At 67.5% G+C, this 16,801-nt stretch carries 34 protein-coding genes; 1 reads left to right on the top strand and 33 read right to left on the bottom strand.

The genetic code is table 11. From position 1 onward, the window contains the following. Nucleotides 1-33: 33 nt before the first annotated feature. The gene (locus IC605_RS17445; RefSeq protein WP_216327114.1) at nucleotides 34-375 is read right to left on the bottom strand and encodes a DUF309 domain-containing protein; all 342 of its coding nucleotides are present in this window, start codon (nucleotides 373-375) and stop codon (nucleotides 34-36) included. Nucleotides 376-470: 95 nt separating this feature from the next. On the opposite strand from IC605_RS17445, the gene trxA reads away from it, so the two are divergent. Continuing rightward, the gene (gene trxA / locus IC605_RS17440) at nucleotides 471-809 is read left to right on the top strand and encodes a thioredoxin (RefSeq protein WP_216327112.1); all 339 of its coding nucleotides are present in this window, start codon (nucleotides 471-473) and stop codon (nucleotides 807-809) included. A 48-nt stretch (nucleotides 810-857) separates the two neighbouring features. Here trxA and IC605_RS17435 read toward each other — a convergent pair whose 3' ends face one another. From IC605_RS17435 to IC605_RS17280, 32 genes are all read right to left on the bottom strand, one after another. Beyond that, nucleotides 858-1,436: an RBBP9/YdeN family alpha/beta hydrolase gene (locus tag IC605_RS17435; protein ID WP_216327110.1), complete on the bottom strand. Its 579-nt coding sequence runs from the start codon at nucleotides 1,434-1,436 to the stop codon at nucleotides 858-860. A 74-nt stretch (nucleotides 1,437-1,510) separates the two neighbouring features. Next, on the bottom strand, nucleotides 1,511-1,861 hold the full coding sequence (gene rplQ / locus IC605_RS17430) for a 50S ribosomal protein L17 (RefSeq protein ID WP_102127896.1): 351 nt from the start codon (nucleotides 1,859-1,861) through the stop codon (nucleotides 1,511-1,513). A 146-nt stretch (nucleotides 1,862-2,007) separates the two neighbouring features. Continuing rightward, nucleotides 2,008-3,012, bottom strand: coding sequence for a DNA-directed RNA polymerase subunit alpha (locus IC605_RS17425; protein ID WP_216327108.1), 1,005 nt, complete (start codon nucleotides 3,010-3,012; stop codon nucleotides 2,008-2,010). A gap of 11 nt (nucleotides 3,013-3,023) precedes the next feature. Next, on the bottom strand, nucleotides 3,024-3,644 hold the full coding sequence (rpsD, locus tag IC605_RS17420) for a 30S ribosomal protein S4 (protein WP_216327106.1): 621 nt from the start codon (nucleotides 3,642-3,644) through the stop codon (nucleotides 3,024-3,026). A 155-nt stretch (nucleotides 3,645-3,799) separates the two neighbouring features. Next, entirely contained in the window at nucleotides 3,800-4,195 is a 396-nt protein-coding gene (gene rpsK / locus IC605_RS17415) for a 30S ribosomal protein S11 (protein WP_102127893.1), read from the bottom strand. A 3-nt stretch (nucleotides 4,196-4,198) separates the two neighbouring features. Further along, on the bottom strand, nucleotides 4,199-4,579 hold the full coding sequence (gene rpsM, locus IC605_RS17410) for a 30S ribosomal protein S13 (protein WP_216327103.1): 381 nt from the start codon (nucleotides 4,577-4,579) through the stop codon (nucleotides 4,199-4,201). 1 nt (nucleotide 4,580) lies between these two features. Continuing rightward, a complete protein-coding gene (gene rpmJ, locus IC605_RS17405; RefSeq protein ID WP_102127891.1) occupies nucleotides 4,581-4,694 on the bottom strand; it encodes a 50S ribosomal protein L36 in 114 nt (37 codons plus the stop codon). A 123-nt stretch (nucleotides 4,695-4,817) separates the two neighbouring features. After that, nucleotides 4,818-5,060: a translation initiation factor IF-1 gene (gene infA / locus IC605_RS17400; protein ID WP_019588656.1), complete on the bottom strand. Its 243-nt coding sequence runs from the start codon at nucleotides 5,058-5,060 to the stop codon at nucleotides 4,818-4,820. A 178-nt stretch (nucleotides 5,061-5,238) separates the two neighbouring features. Next, the gene (locus IC605_RS17395; RefSeq protein WP_216327100.1) at nucleotides 5,239-5,832 is read right to left on the bottom strand and encodes an adenylate kinase; all 594 of its coding nucleotides are present in this window, start codon (nucleotides 5,830-5,832) and stop codon (nucleotides 5,239-5,241) included. A 131-nt stretch (nucleotides 5,833-5,963) separates the two neighbouring features. Next, the gene (secY, locus tag IC605_RS17390) at nucleotides 5,964-7,289 is read right to left on the bottom strand and encodes a preprotein translocase subunit SecY (protein ID WP_216327097.1); all 1,326 of its coding nucleotides are present in this window, start codon (nucleotides 7,287-7,289) and stop codon (nucleotides 5,964-5,966) included. Between the two features lies 1 nt (nucleotide 7,290). Next, complete coding sequence (gene rplO, locus IC605_RS17385) at nucleotides 7,291-7,764, bottom strand: 50S ribosomal protein L15 (RefSeq protein ID WP_216327094.1); 474 nt, start codon at nucleotides 7,762-7,764, stop codon at nucleotides 7,291-7,293. Next, a complete protein-coding gene (gene rpmD, locus IC605_RS17380; protein ID WP_216327091.1) occupies nucleotides 7,761-7,949 on the bottom strand; it encodes a 50S ribosomal protein L30 in 189 nt (62 codons plus the stop codon). The genes rplO and rpmD overlap by 4 nt, the downstream gene beginning before the upstream one ends. Further along, the gene (gene rpsE, locus IC605_RS17375; protein WP_216327088.1) at nucleotides 7,946-8,482 is read right to left on the bottom strand and encodes a 30S ribosomal protein S5; all 537 of its coding nucleotides are present in this window, start codon (nucleotides 8,480-8,482) and stop codon (nucleotides 7,946-7,948) included. Before rpsE ends, rpmD begins: the two co-directional genes overlap by 4 nt. Beyond that, nucleotides 8,472-8,810, bottom strand: coding sequence for a 50S ribosomal protein L18 (rplR, locus tag IC605_RS17370; protein WP_216327085.1), 339 nt, complete (start codon nucleotides 8,808-8,810; stop codon nucleotides 8,472-8,474). The genes rpsE and rplR overlap by 11 nt, the downstream gene beginning before the upstream one ends. After that, nucleotides 8,810-9,367, bottom strand: coding sequence for a 50S ribosomal protein L6 (gene rplF, locus IC605_RS17365; RefSeq protein ID WP_216327084.1), 558 nt, complete (start codon nucleotides 9,365-9,367; stop codon nucleotides 8,810-8,812). Before rplF ends, rplR begins: the two co-directional genes overlap by 1 nt. A 58-nt stretch (nucleotides 9,368-9,425) precedes the next feature. Beyond that, nucleotides 9,426-9,827 carry a 30S ribosomal protein S8 gene (gene rpsH / locus IC605_RS17360; protein WP_102127884.1) on the bottom strand — a complete coding sequence of 134 codons (402 nt, stop codon included), beginning with the start codon at nucleotides 9,825-9,827 and terminating at the stop codon, nucleotides 9,426-9,428. 216 nt (nucleotides 9,828-10,043) lie between these two features. Continuing rightward, nucleotides 10,044-10,229: a type Z 30S ribosomal protein S14 gene (locus tag IC605_RS17355; RefSeq protein ID WP_216327082.1), complete on the bottom strand. Its 186-nt coding sequence runs from the start codon at nucleotides 10,227-10,229 to the stop codon at nucleotides 10,044-10,046. A 9-nt stretch (nucleotides 10,230-10,238) separates the two neighbouring features. Continuing rightward, nucleotides 10,239-10,778: a 50S ribosomal protein L5 gene (gene rplE, locus IC605_RS17350; RefSeq protein WP_216327080.1), complete on the bottom strand. Its 540-nt coding sequence runs from the start codon at nucleotides 10,776-10,778 to the stop codon at nucleotides 10,239-10,241. Between the two features lie 62 nt (nucleotides 10,779-10,840). After that, nucleotides 10,841-11,188 (bottom strand): 50S ribosomal protein L24, encoded by a 348-nt coding sequence (gene rplX, locus IC605_RS17345; protein WP_216327079.1) that lies wholly within the window; start codon nucleotides 11,186-11,188, stop codon nucleotides 10,841-10,843. Next, nucleotides 11,188-11,592 carry a 50S ribosomal protein L14 gene (gene rplN, locus IC605_RS17340; protein WP_102127880.1) on the bottom strand — a complete coding sequence of 135 codons (405 nt, stop codon included), beginning with the start codon at nucleotides 11,590-11,592 and terminating at the stop codon, nucleotides 11,188-11,190. The genes rplX and rplN overlap by 1 nt, the downstream gene beginning before the upstream one ends. Then, nucleotides 11,589-11,873 (bottom strand): 30S ribosomal protein S17, encoded by a 285-nt coding sequence (gene rpsQ, locus IC605_RS17335; protein WP_216327078.1) that lies wholly within the window; start codon nucleotides 11,871-11,873, stop codon nucleotides 11,589-11,591. Before rpsQ ends, rplN begins: the two co-directional genes overlap by 4 nt. Continuing rightward, nucleotides 11,870-12,082, bottom strand: coding sequence for a 50S ribosomal protein L29 (gene rpmC, locus IC605_RS17330; RefSeq protein ID WP_216327077.1), 213 nt, complete (start codon nucleotides 12,080-12,082; stop codon nucleotides 11,870-11,872). The genes rpsQ and rpmC overlap by 4 nt, the downstream gene beginning before the upstream one ends. Continuing rightward, the gene (rplP, locus tag IC605_RS17325; RefSeq protein ID WP_216327075.1) at nucleotides 12,069-12,494 is read right to left on the bottom strand and encodes a 50S ribosomal protein L16; all 426 of its coding nucleotides are present in this window, start codon (nucleotides 12,492-12,494) and stop codon (nucleotides 12,069-12,071) included. The genes rpmC and rplP overlap by 14 nt, the downstream gene beginning before the upstream one ends. After that, nucleotides 12,494-13,237: a 30S ribosomal protein S3 gene (rpsC, locus tag IC605_RS17320; RefSeq protein WP_216327073.1), complete on the bottom strand. Its 744-nt coding sequence runs from the start codon at nucleotides 13,235-13,237 to the stop codon at nucleotides 12,494-12,496. The genes rplP and rpsC overlap by 1 nt, the downstream gene beginning before the upstream one ends. Continuing rightward, a complete protein-coding gene (gene rplV, locus IC605_RS17315; RefSeq protein ID WP_216327071.1) occupies nucleotides 13,237-13,662 on the bottom strand; it encodes a 50S ribosomal protein L22 in 426 nt (141 codons plus the stop codon). The genes rpsC and rplV overlap by 1 nt, the downstream gene beginning before the upstream one ends. Continuing rightward, nucleotides 13,659-13,946, bottom strand: coding sequence for a 30S ribosomal protein S19 (gene rpsS / locus IC605_RS17310; RefSeq protein ID WP_216327065.1), 288 nt, complete (start codon nucleotides 13,944-13,946; stop codon nucleotides 13,659-13,661). The genes rplV and rpsS overlap by 4 nt, the downstream gene beginning before the upstream one ends. 12 nt (nucleotides 13,947-13,958) lie before the next feature. Continuing rightward, on the bottom strand, nucleotides 13,959-14,792 hold the full coding sequence (gene rplB / locus IC605_RS17305) for a 50S ribosomal protein L2 (RefSeq protein WP_216327062.1): 834 nt from the start codon (nucleotides 14,790-14,792) through the stop codon (nucleotides 13,959-13,961). 13 nt (nucleotides 14,793-14,805) lie between these two features. Next, the gene (locus tag IC605_RS17300) at nucleotides 14,806-15,093 is read right to left on the bottom strand and encodes a 50S ribosomal protein L23 (RefSeq protein ID WP_216327059.1); all 288 of its coding nucleotides are present in this window, start codon (nucleotides 15,091-15,093) and stop codon (nucleotides 14,806-14,808) included. Continuing rightward, nucleotides 15,090-15,731, bottom strand: a complete 642-nt coding sequence (gene rplD / locus IC605_RS17295; RefSeq protein WP_216327056.1) for a 50S ribosomal protein L4 — start codon at nucleotides 15,729-15,731, stop codon at nucleotides 15,090-15,092. Before rplD ends, IC605_RS17300 begins: the two co-directional genes overlap by 4 nt. Before the next feature lies 1 nt (nucleotide 15,732). Next, complete coding sequence (gene rplC, locus IC605_RS17290) at nucleotides 15,733-16,356, bottom strand: 50S ribosomal protein L3 (RefSeq protein ID WP_216327052.1); 624 nt, start codon at nucleotides 16,354-16,356, stop codon at nucleotides 15,733-15,735. Beyond that, on the bottom strand, nucleotides 16,353-16,676 hold the full coding sequence (gene rpsJ, locus IC605_RS17285; RefSeq protein ID WP_102127870.1) for a 30S ribosomal protein S10: 324 nt from the start codon (nucleotides 16,674-16,676) through the stop codon (nucleotides 16,353-16,355). The genes rplC and rpsJ overlap by 4 nt, the downstream gene beginning before the upstream one ends. 4 nt (nucleotides 16,677-16,680) lie before the next feature. Next, nucleotides 16,681-16,801, bottom strand: a 121-nt coding sequence (locus tag IC605_RS17280) for an EF-Tu C-terminal domain-related protein (RefSeq protein ID WP_216325569.1), incomplete at its 5' end; no start/stop codon positions are given.

Here is a 16,801-nt window from a genome sequence, read left to right as displayed (position 1 = left end):
TCCGCACAGGATAAGGGAGGTCCGCCTGTTCCCTCAATGGCCGTCCGGACCCGCCTCCACCCTCGGGCGCAGGGCCGGGTCGTGCAGGGCCGCCCACACCTCCGCACGGAGCCGGGCGAGGTCGACCCCGCCGTACTCGGGGGGTAGACGGTCCAAATACGCTTCCGCCTTGTGGAAGTTGCGGTGCGCGAGGCTGCCGTGGTGCCAGCGTTTGTGCAGGGCGGCGGCGAGGAGGATCAGCGCCTGGATGAAGTGCCGGTCGTCGCCCGTCGCGCGCATCCAGGGGCCCTCCCACGCCTCGTGGGCCTCCCACCACTCGCCCGCGTCGAACAGCCGGGCGCCGGGTCGCAGGTCGTCCCTCAGCGGCTTTCCCATCCCCCCAGGCTAGCGTCCTGAGCGCATGAACGGCGGGTTAGGCACTGTCCATCTCGTCCCTATCCGCCCCCAGACCCCGGGGGTAGACTGGGTTCATGAAGCCTGTGGAACTCACGGACAGCAACTTTAAGACGGAGACGGGCGAGGGCCTGACCCTGGTCGATTTCTGGGCCCCCTGGTGTGGTCCCTGCCGCATCATCGCCCCGGTCGTCGAGGAACTCGCCGGGCAGTACGAGGGCCGCGTCAAGATCGGCAAGCTCAACGTGGACGACAACCCCGTCACCCAGGGCCAGTTCCGCGTGATGAGCATTCCCACCCTGATCCTCTTCAAAGACGGCCAGCCCGTCGAGGGCATGGTGGGCGCCCAGCCCAAGCGCGCCTTCGAGGCCCTGCTCGACAAGTACGCCCAGCCCGCCGCCGCGACCGCCAACTAAAGCTCTTCTCCAGAAGGACCGCATCCACGCACGGGTGCGGCCCTCTTCCTATGCCCGGAAGCGGGTGACCTCCGGCGGCGTCCAGGCGTGCAGGGCCTCGCCGAGCAGGATTTCGCCCTCCTCCCACTCCCCGTGCCCGCTCGCCACGTTGATGTGCCCCGCCTCCCCCGCCGTGACGAAGGCGGCCTCCCAGGCATCCGCGAAGGTCTCGGCCCGCTCGAAGCTCACGTAGGGGTCGTTCTCGCTGGCGACGACGAGGGCCGGGAAGGGCAGCGGGTCGAGCGGCACTGGGGCGAGTGGGAGCACGGCGGGGGCCAACTCGCCCATGTTCGCCTGTCCGGCGTCGGTGGGGCTGATCAGCAGCGCCCCGCGCACCCGCTCGTTCCCCCCGTACAGCCGCGCCCAGTGGACGATGGTGAGCACCCCGCACGAATGCCCGACGAGCACGAGTTCCCCGGGTGTCGCCTCAATCACCTCCTGAAGCCGCGCTGCCCACGCCTCGGGAGTGGGCGCCTCCGGGTCTTCCTGCCGCACCCGGGCCGCTCCGAACTTCTCGGTCCAGAGGGTCTGCCAGTGTTCGGGGCCGCTGTCGCCGAGGCCGGGGACGATGACGAGGGTGGGGGTCATGGCAAAAGCTATCAGCTTTCAGCCGTCAGCCAGCAAAAACCCCGCCGAAGCGGGGCCTGTGATGACGTCTGCACTCAGACGAGTTCGATCAGCGCCATCGTCACGCCGTCGCCGCGCCGGGTGCCCACGCGCAGGATGCGGGTGTAGCCGCCGGGGCGGTCGGCGTACTTGGGGGCCACCTCGTCCATCACCTTGCGCACCACGTCGTTGTCGTGGATGTCGCGGGCGACGAGGCGGCGGGCGTGGAGGTCGCCGCCCTTGGCGGTGGTGATCAGCTTCTCAACGTAGGGGCGCAGCTCCTTGGCCTTCGTGAGGGTCGTCTGGATGCGGCCCTCGCGCAGCAGCGCCGTCGCCTGGGCACGGGCCAGGGCGACGCGGGCGCTGCTGTTGCGGTTGAGCTTGCGACCGGCTTTGCCGTGACGCATAGGAATTCTCCTTGGGGGAACCGGGCGGGGTGGGACCGCCGGGGAAGTCGTGCCGAAAGGTTGTCACCCTGAACGAAGCGCAGGGTCTCATTCCCAGTCTGGCGGGAGACGCGCCACTCCGCTCAGCATGACAACACTCGGGCGGCTCAGTCTCGCAGGGCCAGGCCGAACTGCGCGAGCTGCTGCTTGATCTCGTCGAGGCTGCGCTCGCCGATGCCGGGAACCTTCTTCAGGTCACGGTCGGAGAGGGCACACAGGGCGTCCACCGAGTCGATGCCTTCCTCCTTGAGGGAGTGCAGCACGCGGGTGGTCAGTCCCAGCCCCTCCAGCGTCACGCGCGGCGTGTCGAGGTCGGCGGGGTACGGCTGGGGATTGATGCTGAGTTCCGGCTGGCGCGGCAGGTCGTACACGCTCGGCAGCGTGGTGGACACGGCGGGCGTATAGACGGGCTGCACGTCGGGCACGGTGGCGACGGGCAGCGTCTCCACGTTGCCGAAGACCGTCAGCTCGTCGCGCAGAATCTCCACGGCCTTGTCGAGCGCGTCCTGCGGTCCGGTCGAGCCGTCCGTCCAGACCCGCAGGATCAGGCGGTCGAGGTCCGTCTGCTGACCCACGCGGGTGTTCTCCACGTGGTAGGCGACGCGGCGCACCGGCGAAAACACGGCGTCGACGGGGATCGAGTTGATGCGGTCCTTGGTGGCGTGCTTGTCGGCGGGGACGTAGCCCTCGCCTTCCTCCACGCGCACCTCCATGACCAGCTTGCCGTCCTCGGCGAGGGTCGCGATCACGAGGTCGGGGTTGACGATCTCGGCGTCGCTGGGCACCTCGAAGGCGCTCGCCCGCACCACGCCCTCACCCTGGGCGCGCAGCGTCAGCGTCTTGGGGCCGGGCGAGTGGAACTTCACGACGAGTTCCTTGAGGTTGAGGATGATGCGGATGACATCCTCGCGGACGCCGGGGATGGTCGAGAATTCGTGGAGCACGTCCTCGATGTACACGCTCGTCACGGCGGTGCCGGGAATCGAGGACATCAGGATGCGCCGGACGGGGTTCCCGATGGTGACCCCGTAGCCGCGCGCGAGCGGTTCGAGCACGAACTCGCCGTAATCGCCGTCCACGCGGGCCTTGAGTTGGGGGCGCTTTTGGTCCACTGGGGCCTCCCTTAGCGCGAGTAATACTCGATGATGAAGTTCTCGTTAATAGGCAGCGCCAGGTCCTCGCGCGCGGGCAGGCGCGAGAAGGTGCCGCTGAAAGTGTCGGGGTTCAGCTCGATCCAGGGGCTGGTGCGGCGGCGCTTTTGCGCCTCCATGTTCTCCTGGATGAAGCCCATCTGGCGGCTCTTCTCGGAGACGCTGATCTCGTCGCCGATCTTCACCCGGTAGGAGGGGATGTCCACCTTCTTGCCGTTCACCAGCACGTGCCCGTGCCCGACGAACTGCCGGGCCTGACGGCGGGTGCTGGCGAAGCCCATCCGGAAGACCACGTTATCCAGGCGGCGCTCCAGCAGTTGCAGGAACACCGTGCCCGTCACGCCGGGAACGTTCGCCGCCTCCTCGAAGAGGTTGCGAAACTGCTTTTCACTCATGCCGTACAGGCGGGAGAGCTTCTGCTTTTCCCGCAGACGCACGCTGTAGTCGCTGGGACGGCCCCGGCCCCGGCGCTGGCCGTGCTGGCCGGGCGCGTAGGGGCGGCGGTCGAGGTACTTCTGGACTTTCTCGGTCTCCGCAAGGTTGATGCCCTCGCGGCGGCTGAGCTTGGTAATCGATCCACGAAAACGACCCATGCTTCCATTCTCCTTGCGATGCTGCCCTGACTGGCAGTCACCGGGTCTGCCGCCCTCTGGTGCCCGTCTCCTCGCCGGTGGTGCGGCTTCAGTGCCCCGAAATAGTGGGATGAGGGCACAGCGGAAACGGGGCAGGTGGGCGGCGGCGCCGCGCTCTAGGCGCGGAACTTCTTCTTGGGACGGCAGCCGTTGTGGGGCACGGGGCTGTCGTCCATGATCGACTTGACCTCGATGCCCGAGGCCTGAATGGCGCGGATCGCCTGCTCGCGGCCCGAGCCGGTGCCGCGCACGATCACGTCCACGACGTTCATGCCGAAGGTCTGCTGGGCCTTTTTCACCGCGTCGGCGGCGGCGAGCTGGGCGGCGTAGGGCGTCCCCTTCTTGCTGCCCTTGTAGCCGATGGTGCCGCCGCTCGACCACGCGACGGAATTGCCGTCGAGGTCGGTGATCGTCACGATGGTGTTGTTGTAGCTCGCGCTGACGTACGCGCGGCCCGCGCTGATGTTGCGCCGGGCGCGGCGGGGGGTCTTGCCCTTGGTCGGTCTCGCCATACGTTACTTCCTCGTCGCTTTCTTCTTGCCGGCGACGGTCTTGCGCGGGCCCTTGCGGGTGCGGGCGTTCGTCTTCGTGCGCTGGCCGCGCACCGGCAGGCCGCGGCGGTGACGCAGGCCGCGGTAGGCGCCGATGTCCATCAGGCGCTTGATGTTCTGGCCGATCTCGCTGCGCAGGTCACCCTCGACCTTGTAGGTCCGCTCGATGGCGTCACGCAGCGTGCTCTGCTCGGCTTCCGAGAGGTTCTTGACGCGGGTATCGGGACTTACGCCCGTCTGCGCCAGCACCTCCTTGGCACGGGTCAGGCCGATCCCGTAGATGTAGGTCAGGGCGATCTCGATCCGCTTCTCGCGCGGAAGGTCCACTCCGGCAACGCGCGCCATCTCAGCCCTGCCTCTGCTTGTGCTTGACATTGGTGCAGATGACCACCACGCGCCCGTGACGGCGGATCACCTTGCAGTTGTCACACATCCTCTTGACACTGCTGCGAACTTTCATGCTTCCTCCTCGCAGCCGCCTCACGTCACCACCCATCATGGTGGCGCGCCCGGCAGCGCTCGACCCCCCAGGGTGGCACGCTGGCCTTTGCGGGGAATCTGTTGGGTACCCGTGCCTGTCGGCCTACTTGCGGTAGACGATACGCCCGCGCGACGTGTCGTACGGGCTGATCTCCAGAACCACGCGGTCCCCCGGCAGAATGCGGATGTAGTGAATGCGCATCTTGCCGCTGATGTACGCCAGAATATCGTGCCCGGTGTCGAGCTTCACCCGGAACGTGGTGTTCGGCAGCGCCTCTTCGACCACGCCCTCCGCCCGCACGGTGTCGGACTCTTCCTTCTTGCGCTTCTCCCGCTGTTCCGGCATCTTTCGTCTCGCCACGCAACCTCCAGGCTTGGTACAAGCCAAAGGAGAAGTTAGCACGCCCTCCGGGCAACAGGCAAGCGCGAGTCACAGTTCAGGTCCGCAAGCAGCCAAAACGAGGACGCGGGAAGCCCCTTCTCTCCCGCGTCCCTACCGTCTTCAATTTATGGGGTTACCGCTGTCAGGGCATCGTCTGCATGATACGCCCGTACACCTCGTCCATCGTGCCCACCCCGTCCACGTGCCGCAGGTGGCTGCGCCCCCCGTAGTAGTCGATCAGGGGTTGGGTCTGCTCGCGGTAGACCTGCTGGCGTCTGCGGGCGACCTCCTCGGTGTCGTCGGCGCGGGGCGTCTGCCCGGCAGCGACCGCCTGCCGCCCGCGCTCCACGATGCGCTCGATCAGCACCTCGTCGGGGACCTCGAGGAGGGGTACGGCACTCACCGGGGCGCCCAGTTCCTCCAGCAGCATGTCGAGCGCCTCGGCCTGCGCGGTCGTGCGGGGGAAGCCGTCGAAGATCACCCGGACGGGCTCCATCCCCGCGAGGCGGTCACGGATCAGGGCGATCAGGATGTCGTCGGGCACGAGCTGCCCCGCGTCGAGGATGGGTTTGACCCGCCGCCCGAGTTCGGTGCCGCGCGCCACGTGGTCGCGCAGGATGTCCCCGGTGCTGATCTTGGTCAGGCCCCCCTCGCGGGCGAGGCGTTCGGCCTGGGTCCCCTTGCCCGCGCCGGGCGGGCCGAGAAAGATCACGACCTTGTTCTTGCGTTGCGTCACTGCTGCCTCCTGTGGGTGTACAGCATAGGGCCGAAGGTGAGGACCTGCACGTTCCTGCCCAGCCCTGTTCTCGACCGGGTGACGTCGAAAACCGCCCACCACGCGGGTGAGCGGCTCAAGTCGAGGTCTTCTCAGTTGTTCAGGCGCCCGCGGATCCGGCCCTTGCTGATGAAGCCGTCGTAGCGCCGCACCGTGAGCTGGGCCTCAAGCTGCTTGAGGGTTTCGAGCGCCACGCCCACGATGATCAGCAGGCCCGTGCCGCTGAACTGGAAGGTCGTGATGCCCGTCAGCCTCTGGACGATCTGTGGCACGATCGTCAGGATCACCAGAAAGATCGCGCCCCAGAGGCTCAGGCGACCGCTGATCCCGCCCAGGTACTCGGCGGTGGGCGTGCCCGGACGCACGCCGGGGATGAAACCGCCCGCCTCGCGGAGCTGTTCGCTGATCCGCCGTGGATCGAACTGCACGCTGTTATACAGGTACGTGAACCCGAAGATCAGCAGGGCCTCCAGCGCGAGGTACCACGGCGCTCCCGGCGTGAGATACGTCTGGATGAAGGCGTTGACCCCGGGGGCGCGCGTCGTCGTGGCGCTGCCGATCAGGTTGGGGATGATCAGCATGGCCGAGGCGAAGATCACCGGAATCACGCCCGCCTGGTTCACCTTGATGGGGAGCCAGGTCGCCTGCCCGCCCAGATTGCGCGCCGCGCCGCCCGGAGCCCCGCCCCGTGCCCGCGCGTAGGTGACGGGCACCCGCCGCTCGCCCTGGTACACGTACACGATGCCCGCGATGGTCACCAGGATGACGGCGGCAAAGGCCAGAATCTGGAGCAGCGAGACCTGTTCGGTGCGGAAGAGCTGCCCGGTCGCCGCGATCTCGCGCGGGTAGTTGGCGATGATCCCCGCCGTGATGATCAGGCTGATGCCGTTGCCGACGCCGACTTCAGTGATGCGCTCGCCGATCCACAGGGTGAACGCGATGCCCGCCACCTGGGTCAGCACCATCACGAGGACGGTAAAGAGGCCAGGGTCCCAGCCCACCGCGACGAAGGCCGGATTGCTGGTGATGTACAGCGAGAAGAACAGCGCCTGCAACGTCCCCAGCCCCACGGCGGCGTAGCGGGTGTACTGGTTGATCTTCTTGCGACCCTCCTCGCCCTCCTTGCTGAGTTTCTCCAGGGTGGGGACGGTGGTGGTCAGAAGCTGGATGACGATGCTCGCCGTGATGTAGGGCAGCACGCCGAGGGCGAAGATCGAGAACTGCGAAAGATTGCCGCCCGAGATCAGGCTGATCAACCCGAAAAGGCCACCCGAGGTGGCCTGTTCGAGGGCTGCGGTGTTCACGCCGGGGGTCGGGATGGTGCTCCCGAGGCGGTACACGGCGAGCAGCAGCAGGGTGAAGACAATCTTCCGCCGCAGGTCCGGAATCCGGAACGCGTCACGGAAGGCGCGCAGCATGTTAGCCCGCCTGCTCGGCGTTCTCGCTGCCCGTATCCGTGCTGGCGTTCAGGATGACCCGCCCACCTGCCGCCTGCACCGCCTGGACGGCGGCTTCGGAGGCGGCATCGACGTGGATCGTCACGGCGCGGGTCACCTCACCCCGGGCGAGGAGTTTGAGGGGACGGTTCTTGCGGCGCACCAGGCCCGCCCGCTCCAACGCGGCGCGGTCGAGGGTCTCCCCCTCCACGCGGTCGAGCTGCGAGAGGTTGATCACCTCGTACGTCGTGCCGACGTTGTTGAAGCCGCGCTTGGGCAGGCGGCTGATCAGTGTCGAGCGGCCGCCCTCGAAGAACTGGCCCTTGCCCGCACCGCTGCGCGCCTTCTGGCCCTTGTGCCCGCGCCCGGCGGTCTTGTCGGTGCCGCCGGGGCCACGGCCCACGCGCTTGCGGTTCTTGCGGCTCCCCGGCGCGGGGGTAAGTTCGTGCAGTTTCACGCTTCCACCTCCAGGAGGTGCGCCACGGTCTTGATCATGCCGCGCACCGAGGGGGTATCGGTCAGCTCACGGCTGTCACCGATCTTGCGCAGGCCCAGCGCCTTGACGGTCTCGACCTGATTCTTGGGGCGACCGATCACGCTGCGCCTCAGGGTCACCTTTACGGTCTGGGCGGGGGCGGTCACTGGGCACCTCCGGCCTGGGTGGGCTGCGCCGCCGGGGCCGTGATGCCGCGAATCGCGCGCACCTGCTTGGCGGTGCGGAGGTTTTTCAGGCCGTCGAACACCGCGTAGGCCACGTTGACCTTGTTGCGGCTGCCGAGTTCCTTGGACAGCATGTTGGTGATGCCCGCGAGTTCGGCGATGGAACGGGGCACCGTCCCCGCGATCACGCCCGTGCCGGGGGCGGCCGGCTTGAGGAGCACCCGGCTGGTCGAGTTCTCACCCACGATGTCGTGGGGGATGGTCCCGTTCTCCACCGGCACCTGGATCATGTTCTTGCGCGCGATGGACTTCGCCTTTTCGATGGCGACGGGCACCTCCTTCGCCTTGCCGATGCCCATCCCCACGCGACCGTTGCGGTCCCCGAGGATCACGAGCGCGGCGAAGCGGAAACGGCGGCCACCCTGGTAGGTCTTGGACGTGCGGTTGACGAAGAGCATCCGCTCCTCGAACTCGCTCGTCTCGCGCTCACGGTCATTTCGACGGTTAGAAGTCAAGGCCACCCTCCCGCGCCGCGTCCGCGAGCGCCTTCACACGTCCGTGGTACTTGTACCCCCCACGGTCGAAGACAACCTGCCTCACGCCCTTGGCGGCGGCGGCCTCGGCCAGCGCCCGGCCCACGGCGGCGGCGGTGTCGGTCTTGGTGCCCGTCTTGACGGCGCTGCTGCTCGCGGCGGCCAGCGTGGTGCCGGTCTGGTCGTCAATGATCTGGGCGTAGATATGCTTGCTGGAACGGAACACGCTCAGGCGGGGGCGCTCCCCGGCGGCCACGCGCACCTTGCGGCGGGCGCGCAGTCTGCGGCGCTCTGCGGTCAGGTTCGCCATCACTTCTTCCCTTTCCCGCCCGTGGCACCGGCCTTACCGGCCTTGAGGGCGATCTGCTCGCCGACGAAGCGCACACCCTTGCCGTGGTAGGCGTCGGGCTTGCGCACCTTGCGGACGTTCGCGGCCACCTGACCGACAAGCTGCTTGTCGATCCCGCTCACATCGATGCGGGTGGGCTCGGGCACCGCGAAGGTGACCCCGGCGGGCGGCTCGATGACGACGGGGTGGCTGAAGCCGATGGTCAGCTCCAGGTTCTTGCCGACGAGGCGGGCACGGTAACCGACCCCGCGCAGTTCGAGGTTGATGGTGAAACCGTCCGAAACACCCTTGACGGCGTTGGCGACCAGCGTGCGGGTCAGGCCGTGCAGAGCGCGGTGCTCCTGGCGGTCGCTGGGACGCTCGACGAGAAGCTGGCCGTCCTCGTTGCGGATGTTGAGTTCGGGGTTGAAGGGGACGGTGAGTTCGCCCTTGGGCCCCTTGACTCGGAACAGGCCGGGGTCGGCGTTCACGGTCACGCCGCTGGGCACGGCGATGGGTTGTCTGCCAATACGTGACATGGGTCTCCTTAAGTGTCGGGGTCCGTTGCCGGGGCCCCGTGTTCAGGGATGGGGGCGATTACCAGAGCACGCAGATGACTTCGCCGCCGACGCCCTGACGACGGGCCTCACGGTCGGGAAGCAGGCCCTTGCTCGTCGAGACGACCGCGACGCCCAGCCCGCGCTGGATGCGGGGCAGGTTGTCGGCGCTCACGTACGCGCGGCGACCCGGACGGCTGATGCGCTCGATGTGCTTGATGACCTGCTCGCGCTTCTGGCCGTACTTGAGGGTCACGCGCAACACGTCGAACTTCTGGCCTTCCGGGCGGACGCGCTCGACGCCCGCCACGTAGCCCTCGCGCACGAGCAGCTTGGCGAGTTCCTCCTTGAACTTGGAGGCCGGGATATCGACGCTCTCCTTGTAGGTGCGCGTCGCGTTGCGAATGCGCGTGAGCATGTCGGCGATGGGATCACTCAGCATGGTTCCTCCGGGGGCGCGGTGGCCCCGGGCGGGGGGGAAGCCGCGTGTGCGACCTCCCGAGTCTTCCCAAAGAACGCGGCCTTGCCTCTTGTTGGCGGGGCAAGCCCTTTCTTCTGTTGGGTCCTTCCCGTCTCCCGGACGATCACCACCCAAAGTGCCTCCTCGCGGGGCGGGGGGTTCGTATCCAGGGGGGCTGGGGCGGGGCGGAAGCCGGTCTTACCAGCTACTCTTCTTCACGCCGGGCAGTTCGCCCTTGTGGGCCAGCTCGCGGATGCAGATGCGGCACAGGCCGAAGAAGCGGTAGTAGCCGCGGGCGCGGCCACAGCGGGAGCAGCGGTTGTAGTCCTGCACGGCGAACTTGCTGCCGCGTTCCGCCTTCACAACTTTCGAGGTCTTCGCCATAAGCTTTCCTTACTTGCGGAACGGGAGACCCATCGCCTGGAGCAGCGCGCGAGCTTCCTCGTCGGTCTTGGCAGTCGTGACGATGGTGATGTCCATCCCGCGCACCTTGTCAACCATATCATAGGTGATCTCGGGGAAGATCAGTTGCTCCTTGATGCCCAGGTTGTAGTTCCCGCGCCCGTCGAAGGCGTTGGGATTGATCCCCCGGAAATCGCGGATGCGCGGCAGCCCGATGTTGATCAACTTCTCCAGGAACACGTACATGCGCTCATTGCGCAGCGTGACCTTGATGCCGACCGGCATTCCCTGCCTAAGCTTGAAGTTGGAGATGCTCTTCTTCGCCTTGGTGACGATGGGCTTTTGCAGGGTGATGAGCGAGAGCTCGCGCGCCGCCCGGTCGATGGCCTTGCTGTCCTCCTTGGAGGACCCCAGGCCCTCGTTCACCACAATCTTCTCGATGCGCGGCACGGCCATGACGCTGCTGTATCCGAACTGCGTCATCAACGCGGGGCGCACCTGCTCGTTGTACTTCGTCTTGAGCGTCTGCATGTCTCTTGCCTCTCTTCGGGCGGTCTTGGTCGCCCGGGATCACGCCTGAGCGTGGCCCTGAATCAGTCGATGACCTTGCCGCTCTTCACGGCGACGCGGACCTTCTTGCCGTCCACAATCTGCTTGCGGATGCGGGTGGCCTTGCCGGTCTCGGGGTCCACCAGCGCGACCTTGCTCGCGTGCATGGCGCCCTCGCGCTGCTCGATGCCGCCCTGGGGGTTGCTCGCCGAGGGCTTGACGTGCTTGGTCACGAGGTTCACGCCCTCGACGACGACCTTGGCAGCTTCCGGCAGCGCGAGGAGAACCTTGCCGGTCGCGCCCTTGTGCTTGCCGCGCAGAACGACCACGGTGTCGCCCTTCTTGACATGGAGCTTGTTGTTGTGGTGAGACCCTGCACTGGGAAGAGGCATCACAGCACCTCCGGCGCGAGCGACACGATCTTCATGAAGCGGCGGTCGCGCAGCTCGCGGGCGACCGGCCCGAAGACGCGGGTGCCGCGCGGTTCGCCCTGGTTGTTGATGATGACGGCGGCGTTCTTGTCGAAGCGGATGGTCGAGCCGTCCGCGCGCTTGATCGCGTGGCTCGTCCGCACGACGACGGCCTTCACCACGTCGCCCGCCTTCACGCCGCCGCGTGGGGCCGCGTCCTTGACCGAGGCGACGATGATGTCACCGACGTGGGCGTAGCGCTTGTTGCCGCCGCCGCCCGTGGTGAGGCCCTTGCCGCCGATGCCGCTGTTGAGCACGCGGATGCACATGATCTCGCGCGCGCCGCTGTTGTCCGCCACGTCGAGGCGGGACTGGGGCATGATCATGCCGGGCTCCCTTCGGTCTCGACCGCGGTGGTCTCGATGCCGCGCGGGCGCTCGATCAGCTTCGTGACCTTCCAGGTCTTCGTCTTGCTGATCGGGCGCACGGCGATGATCTCGACGCGGTCACCGATCTTGTATTCGTTGGTCTCGTCGTGCGCGGCGTATTTCTTGCTGCGCGTGACGACCTTGCCGTACAGGGGGTGCGTGAAGCGGCGCTCGACCTTGACGCTCACCGTCTTGTCGGCCTTGTCGCTCACCACGACGCCCGTGAAGGTCTTTTTCATCGGCTCTCTCCCGTGGTCTGGGCGCGGGTCAGCTCACCCTTGACGGTGTTGAGCTGCGCGACCTCGCGGCGGAGCTGCTGCACGCGGTGCGGCTGGGCGAGGTTGCCCATCGCGCCCTGGAAGCGCAGCTCCATCAGTTCCTTCTTGCGGGCGGCGATCTCGCGGTCGAAGTCGGCCAGCCCGAGGCTTCTCATCTCACTGGGCTTCATCGTAGACCTCGCGCTTGACCATCTTGGTCTGGATCGGGAGCTTGTGCCCGGCGAGGCGGAACGCCTCCTTGGCCTGCTCCTCGGTCACGCCGGAAACCTCGAACATCACGCGGCCCGGCTTCACGACGCTCACCCAGAACTCGACCGCACCCTTGCCCTTGCCCATTCGGGTCTCGGCGGGCTTCTTGGTCACGGGCTTGTCGGGGAAGATGCGGATGTAGATCTTACCGCCGCGCCGGAAGTGGCGACTCATCACGATGCGGCACGCCTCGATCTGGTTGCTGCGGATCCAGGCGGGCTCCAGCGCGACGAGGCCGTAGTCGCCGAAGGCCACGTAATCGCCGCCCTTGGCGTCGCCGGTCATCCGGCCGCGGTGCTGTTTACGAAACTTGGTGCGCTTCGGGAGAAGCATCACTCACCTCCGGGGCGGCGCCGCGCGGTGGGGCGGCGGCGGTTCGGACGGTCGCCACCTTCGGGGCGGCGGTCGTCGCGGCGGGGAGGGCGGGCCAGCGTCTCCGTCTTGCCGCCGATCACCTCGCCGTTGAACACCATCACCTTGATGCCGAGCGAGCCGTAGGTCGTCTCCGCGCGGGCGGTGCCGTAATCGATGTCGGCGCGCAGGGTGTGCAGCGGCACGCGGCCTTCGAGCACCTTCTCGGTGCGGGCCTGCTCGGCGCCGCCGAGGCGACCGGAGAGGATCACACGGACGCCACGGGCGCCGGACTCCATCACCCGCTGGGCCGCCTGCTTCATCGCGCGGCGGAAGGCGAAGCGGCGCTCGATCTGCTCGGCGATCCGCAGGGCCACCAGCGGCGCGCTGATGTTGGGATTGGGGATTTCGGCGACGTTGACGGCCACCGTGCCCGCGCTGACGACCCGCTCGATGTCACCGCGAAGCTGCTTGATGCTCTCGCCGCCCTTGCCGATCACGATGCCGGGCTTGGCCGCGCTGATGATCACGTTGACCTGCTGGCCCGCGCGCTCGATCTCGATGCGGGCGATGCCGGCGGCGGCGAGCTTCTTGTTCACCAGCGTGCGAATCCGCTCGTCTTCCTTGACGAGCTTCGCGTAGCCCTTCTTGCCGGCGTACCAGCGGCTGTTCCAGCCCCGGGTGATGCCCAGGCGGAAGCCGTTCGGGTTGATCTTGTTGCCCATTAGCTGTTCCCCCTGCTGCGGACTTCGCGCTCGCCCACGATGATCGTGATGTGGCTCGTGCGCTTCTTGATGATGTTGGCGCTGCCGCGCGCGCGGGGAATCAGGCGCTTGAGGGTCGGCCCGGCGTCCACGTACGCCGCCTTGATCACGAGGCGGTCCTCGAGCATCTCGTCGTTGTTCACGGCGTTGCTCTTGGCGCTCTTGAGGACCTTGGCGACGGGCTCGGAGGCCGCGCGCGGGATGAAGCGCAGCAGGTCCTCGGCCTCGGCCACGCTCTTGCCGCGAATCACGTCCACGACGAGGCGCACCTTGCGCGGGCTCATGCGCACGTACCGCGCCACGGCGTAGCCGGGCTTGCGCAGCTTGACCTGCTGCTTGCGCTCCTTCTTGTTGCGGAAGGTCTGCTCACTCACGGGGGCGGTCATTTCTTCTTGCTCCCCTTGGCGCTCTTCTCGCTGCCGTGACCACGGTAGGTGCGGGTCGGCGAGAATTCACCGAGCTTGTGGCCGATCATCTGCTCGTTCACGAAGACCGGGATGTGCTGCTTGCCGTTGTGGACCGCGATGGTGTGGCCGATCATCTCGGGCACGACCGTGCTGCGGCGGCTCCACGTCTTGATGACGCGCTTGTCGCGGCGCTCGTTCTGGGCGTCCACCTTCTTCAGGAGGTGGTCATCCACGAACGGCCCTTTCTTCAGGCTGCGGGGCATCTGTTCCCCTCCTTACTTCCCGGCGCGCCGGGAGATGATGAAGCGGTCGCTGATCTTGCGCTTCTTGCGGGTCTTCAGGCCCTTGGCGAGCTGTCCCGTCGGGCTGACCGGCTGGCGGCCCGCGCCGGTGCGGCCCTCACCACCGCCGTGCGGGTGGTCGACCGGGTTCATCGCGCTGCCGCGCACGTGGGGTTTGCGGCCCAGCCAGCGGCTGCGTCCCGCCTTGCCGATCACGATGTTCTTGTGCTCGGCGTTGCCCACGGTCCCGATGGTCGCGTAGCACTCGCTGTGAATGCGCCGCAACTCGCCGCTGGGCAGGCGCAGGATCACGTAGTCGCGCTCCTTGCCCTGCACCTGGATCGAGGTCCCGGCGGAGCGGGCGATCTGCGCGCCCTTGCCGGGCAGCATCTCGACCGAGTGCACCACCGCGCCGACCGGCACGAAGCGCAGCGGCAGGGCGTTGCCGAGCTTGGGCTCCGCCTCGGGGCCCGCGTTCACGGTCGCGCCGACGGTCAGGCCCTCGGGCGCCAGGATGTACCGCTTCTCGCCGTCCACATAGTGCAGCAGGGCGATGCGGGCGCTGCGGTTGGGGTCGTACTCGATGGCGGCGACTTTGGCGGTCACGCCCGCCTTGTCGCGGCGCTTGAAGTCGATGATGCGGTAGAGGCGCTTGTGCCCGCCGCCGATGAAGCGGCTGGTCACGCGGCCGTGGTGGTTGCGTCCGCCGGTCTTGGGAAGGGCCTCGGTGAGGGCCTTTTCGGGGCGCTTCTTGGTCAGGCCCGAGAAGTCCGCCGTCGTCATCTGGCGACGCGACGGGGTATACGGGCGGTATTTCTTGACGGCCATGTTCCAAATCTCCTTAGGCCAGGGCCTCAAGGGCCTCGATCTTCTGGCCTTCGGCGAGGCGCACGACGGCCTTCTTGCGGTCCGCGCGGTGGCCGACGAACTTGCCCACGCGCTTGCGCTTGCCCGCGACGTTCATGGTGCTGATGCCGATCACGGTCACGCCGAACGCCTGCTGCACGGCGGTCTTGATCTCGGTTTTCGTCGCCTTGGGGTCGACCCAGAACGAGTACGCCCCGCGCTCCATACCCGCGTACGCCTTCTCGCTGATGACGGGCTGCTTGATGATGTCGTAGAAACTCATTGCGCGGCCCCTTCCTGCTGGGCACTGGCCGGGTCGGCCTGCCCGTCGTCCTGGGCGGGTTCCAGCGCCACCGCGTCGATCACCAGGCGCTCGTGGCGCAGGATGTCGTACACGTTCAGGCCCGCGACCGGGAGCACGGTCGCCCACGCGACGTTGCGCGCCGCCAGACGGGTCTGCGCGTCGTCGGTGACGATCAGCACACGCTCGCCGCCGTCCATCCCGTTCTCCCTGGCCCAGGTGACAAAGCCCTTGGTCTTGCCGTCGAGGCCGAAGCCGTCCACCGCGAGGAGCTTGCCACTCTGCTGGCGGTCGGCGAGGGCCATCGCCAGGCCGAGCTGCCGGACCTTGCGGGGCAGGGTGTAGCTGTAGGAGCGGGGCTTGGGCCCGAACGCGACGCCGCCGCCCACGAAGGTGGGAACGGATCGGTCGCCGTGGCGGGCGTTACCGGTGCCCTTCTGGCTGTACATCTTCTTGCCGGTGCGGCTGACCTCGGCCCGCGTCTTGGTGCTGGCCGTGCCGCGGCGGCGACCCGCGAGCTGCCAGGTCACGACCTCGTGCAGCACGTGTGGGTTCACTTCCGGCAGGTCGAGCTCGATGGAGCGACCGCCGTTCTGACCGATGACGTTGATCTGCGCCATCTTACCTGCCTCCCTTGACGGCCTGGCGCAGGACGACGAGCCCGCCGTTCGCGCCGGGGACGGCCCCCTTCACGAGGATCAGGTTCTCGCCCGGGCGGACCTCGACGACCTCGAGGTTTTGCACGGTGACGCGCTCCATGCCCATGTGCCCGGCCATCTTCTTGCCCTTGTACACGCGGCCCGGCGTCTTGCGCTGGCCGATGGACCCGGGGCGGCGGTGCCACTTCTTCGAGCCGTGGCTCGCGGGACCGCCCTGAAAGTTCCAGCGCTTCATGACGCCCTGGAAGCCCTTGCCCTTGCTGGTGCCGGTCGCGTCGATCTTCTCGCCCGCGGCGAAGATGTCCACGTTCACGGTGTCGCCCTCGGGGGCGAAGTCGCGGAACTCGCGCAGGAAGCGCACCGGGGACACGCCCGCCTTGCGGAAGTGCCCGAGCAGGGGCCTCGTCACACGCTTTTCCTGCTTGGGCGCGAAGCCGATCTGCACGGCCTCGTAACCGTCCGTCTGCCGCGTCTTGCGCTGCACGACGGGGCAGGGACCGGCGAGCACGACCGTCACAGGCACGGCCCGGTCGCCGCGCCAGATCTGGGTCATGCCGATCTTGGTGCCGAGGATGCCCTTGGTCATGCCCGGCCCCCGACGGTCTTGATCTCGATGTCCACGCCCGTGGGGAGGTCGAGGGTCATCAGCGAGTCAATCGTCTTCTTGGTGGGGTTCATGATGTCCACCAGACGGTTGTGGGTGCGGATCTCGAAGTGCTCGCGCGCGTCTTTGTACTTGAAGGGCGAGCGCAGCACCGTGAAGCGGCGGATGCGGGTGGGGAGCGGCACGGGACCGCTCACGTCCGCCCCGGTACGCCGGACCGTGTCCACGATCTTGCTCGCGGACTGGTCCAGCGCCTTGTGGTCGAAACCACGCAGTTTGATACGGATCTTCGGGGCGACCATGACTTTACTCCAGGACCTTGGTGACGACGCCGGCGCCGACGGTGCGGCCACCCTCACGGATGGCAAAGCGCAGGCCCTCCTCCATGGCGATGGGCTTGATCAGCTCCACCGTGAAGGTCACGTTG

The sequence above is a fragment of the Deinococcus aestuarii genome (genome assembly GCF_018863415.1).
Lineage (GTDB): Bacteria > Deinococcota > Deinococci > Deinococcales > Deinococcaceae > Deinococcus > Deinococcus aestuarii.
This window is presented reverse-complemented; position numbering and strand designations above follow the sequence as displayed.